1 protein-coding gene is annotated in these 3,054 nt (G+C 39.0%); it reads right to left on the bottom strand.

What is annotated here, in order from left to right; genetic code table 11:
* Positions 1 to 3,003 (bottom strand): FISUMP domain-containing protein (locus tag BAZSYMA_RS07810; RefSeq protein ID WP_195910157.1); only part of this gene is annotated, 3,003 nt, incomplete at its 3' end.
* Between the last annotated feature and the right edge of the window lie 51 nt (positions 3,004 to 3,054).

Here is a 3,054-nt window from a genome sequence, read left to right as displayed (position 1 = left end):
ATTATGATTAGAGCGCTTTTGATGTCCATCAGTAAAGCGCCCGAATTGATACAAGCCACCAAGACACGATGAGTCTGTGGCATTTTCACAAACCATATCAGCATCCAAATTTCTATCTAGCCAAACTCGCTTTGTTGTTGGAGAGGTAACCGTGTTATAAATCTTGCCATTAAAAACCTTAGCAACCACTTGAATAGTCAAACTAGCAACAACATTGTTCCCATCTAATGAAGTTGCACTCAACACTACTGTGCCCTCACTAACGCCTTTAAGTGTTGTGACGCCCTCTTTTGAAATGTGAATGGTTGCATTTTTAGAGTTTAGCGACCATGAAACCTTTTGAATAGTAGCATTGTTAGGGGTAAGTGCAGCACTAACCTGAGCAACTTTACCTACTTCAAGAACATTTGTATCGCCTAATCGCTGAATGTCATGATTTATCTGAATACTGGTAATAGGCACGGCAACAGACTTTACACTGATAGAAATTACCGCTGAACTTGTGCCAAAATCATTAGAGGCAGTAACAGTATAAAGGGCTTTTGGCTGTACTTTGGTCGGCACACCTGAAATTACGCCAGTTGTATAGTTCATTTTTAATCCAACAGGAAGCCCATCAACTGACCACCTAGTGACATGGGCACCAAAATTAACGAATGTAATTGGGGTAATCTCTTCACCAAAGGTGGCGCTTAACACATCAATATTAGATTTAATAATAGGAGGGCCAACAGTATCTTTTATGCAACGCACTTGGTAACCTCTGGCACGCCCTTCATTTAAAAAATATTGTGCGCCATCTGCTCCAAATACAAGTGCAGTAGATCTGTAGTTCTTACTGTCAATAGATCTTGTCCAATAAGAACCCTTTTTATTTGCTTCCTCTAATATTCCATCAACATCACGATAACCACTTAACGGCAACATTCCATTAAATACTGAGGTGCTGCCCCCGCCTTCATTACTTAATTCCTTAGAGGTTGGTACGCTATAACCTTTCGGACAAATATCATTAACACCTTTATCGATCCAAGCAACTTTTCTGTTGTCGCCTTGATGGTCAACAAGTGCTGTTGTCCAGTCAGTTACGACAGCGGGCATATTGGTTATAAATTTTGCATTATTAGGGGTGATACTGCTTGCTAATTTTGAACTCGTTTTTGAACCTGCAATTTGGTGCCCATCTCTACCTCTGCCCCATTGATAAAAATCACCATAACAATTTGAATCTGTCCTAGTTTTACAAGCCTCAGATGCACCTAAGTTTCTATCTAGCCAAGACCTGCCTGTTTTTTTAGACAATATCTCTTTATAAGATTTATTATCAAAAACAATGGTAGAAACAACAAGTATTTCAAACTCATCTACCGCAGTGCCATTAAGTGCGATAGCTCTGACAGTGGATACGCCATCTTTGATGGCAGTAATTTTGCCTGTTGCTTGGTCAACACTTAGTTTGTCATCAACCTCCCACGACAAAGTTTTGTCGGTTGCATCGTTAGGACTAATCGCTACATGAAGTTGCATGCTTTCACCAATTGCTAAGACACTTTTAGCGCCTGATATTTTAATGCTATCAACCAATACTGGTAAAACTGTAATATAGACAGCAACATTCGTTGACCCTTGGCTGTTGCTAGCAGAAACCATATATATATTTCTGCTTTGAACCTTAGTAGGCGTACCTGAAATAATTCCTTTTTGATTGTCAAACACCAACCCTTTAGGAAGTGGAAATGAAGGAAGGATTGACCATTGATCAACACCGCCTGAGGCATAATTAATAAATTCAATTGGCTTCATTGGCCTACCAACAATAATGTTGTTTTCGACTGTGCTGGGTGCTATTTCTGGTGCAGTGTCATCTTGAAGGCAACGCACACTGACATCTATTGTTTTAAGCATATCACCACGCCATAAATCCAACTCTGTTCTGCTTAGTAAAAATTCATGCTCCTTCTCGTTAGAAAACTGTATGGCAGTAATTCCAACAATATTAATGTCAGCATTGTCTCTAAGCTGTTGCAGTGTTTGAGAGGTATTCATTGATTTTTTAGAAAGAAAAACAACCAAACCTATGGCGGGTTTAACAAGTTTTCCTGTTGTTAAGTCTTGGATCTTGATACTGTCAATGATATATTCCGAACCTAAATCAATCAACACCCATCCATTGCCTGAAGGGCTCTCAGCACTGAAACCAAGATCGGTGCCATCAACAATATCAGCTGGATCGTTTTCACTATCAGTCAAAGTAGTGCCAGTGGAACTTTTTAGCGTCTTGTATGATGCAACATCTACGCCATTATTAATTACTCCTACCTTATCTATCAATAATACACTCGGATCAGTACTGAAATCAAACTTGGTGCCATTAACAATATCAACTGGATTTTTTTCACTATCACTCCAAGTGTTAGTGAAACTTTTTACCGTCTTGTGTAATGCAACATTTACACCATCACTAATTACTTCTACTTCACCTATTGATAATGCACCTGGAAGTGATTGTTTAATTAACACAAAACGCATAGCATCTATTGGTACAGGTGCTATTTTACGGGCAATAAAGTGTTTGTCATTTTTGGTGCTACTAGAGCTACTAGAACTAACGAAATAAGCATCCTCTCCTACTTTCTTCATTTTATCGTCTTGGTAAAAACCTAGCAATTTAGCATTAAAGTCACTTTCATGAAGTATTTCGGCTTGTTTTCTGCCTCGATACGCATTATCTTTGTTTTGAAGGGCTTGACTCATGCCAAGATGACCTTCTAATTTTTTCCAATCTGCATCTGATGGGATGTGCCAGCCAGAGGCACATATTCCTTGTGCTCCTGATTTAGATTCGGCGTTCATAGCCCCTTTCCAATTATAAAACTTGAGATCCTCATTTTCGGCATGAACATTTTTTATGTGGGCAACACTTGGGTAATGAAGCATGTTCTCAACAGTCCATAGCTGATCACCAAACATTTTGGTTTTATACTTAGCAAAACCAACTGACATTTCTTTGTGGTAATTATGGGGATTGACAGTATCTTTGTTTTTACCAGATCC

Origin of the sequence: Bathymodiolus azoricus thioautotrophic gill symbiont, assembly GCF_001298715.1 — a bacterium.
GTDB lineage: Bacteria > Pseudomonadota > Gammaproteobacteria > PS1 > Pseudothioglobaceae > Thiodubiliella.
Note: the sequence above shows the minus strand (reverse complement) of the source record. Positions and strands in the feature narration are given on the sequence as shown.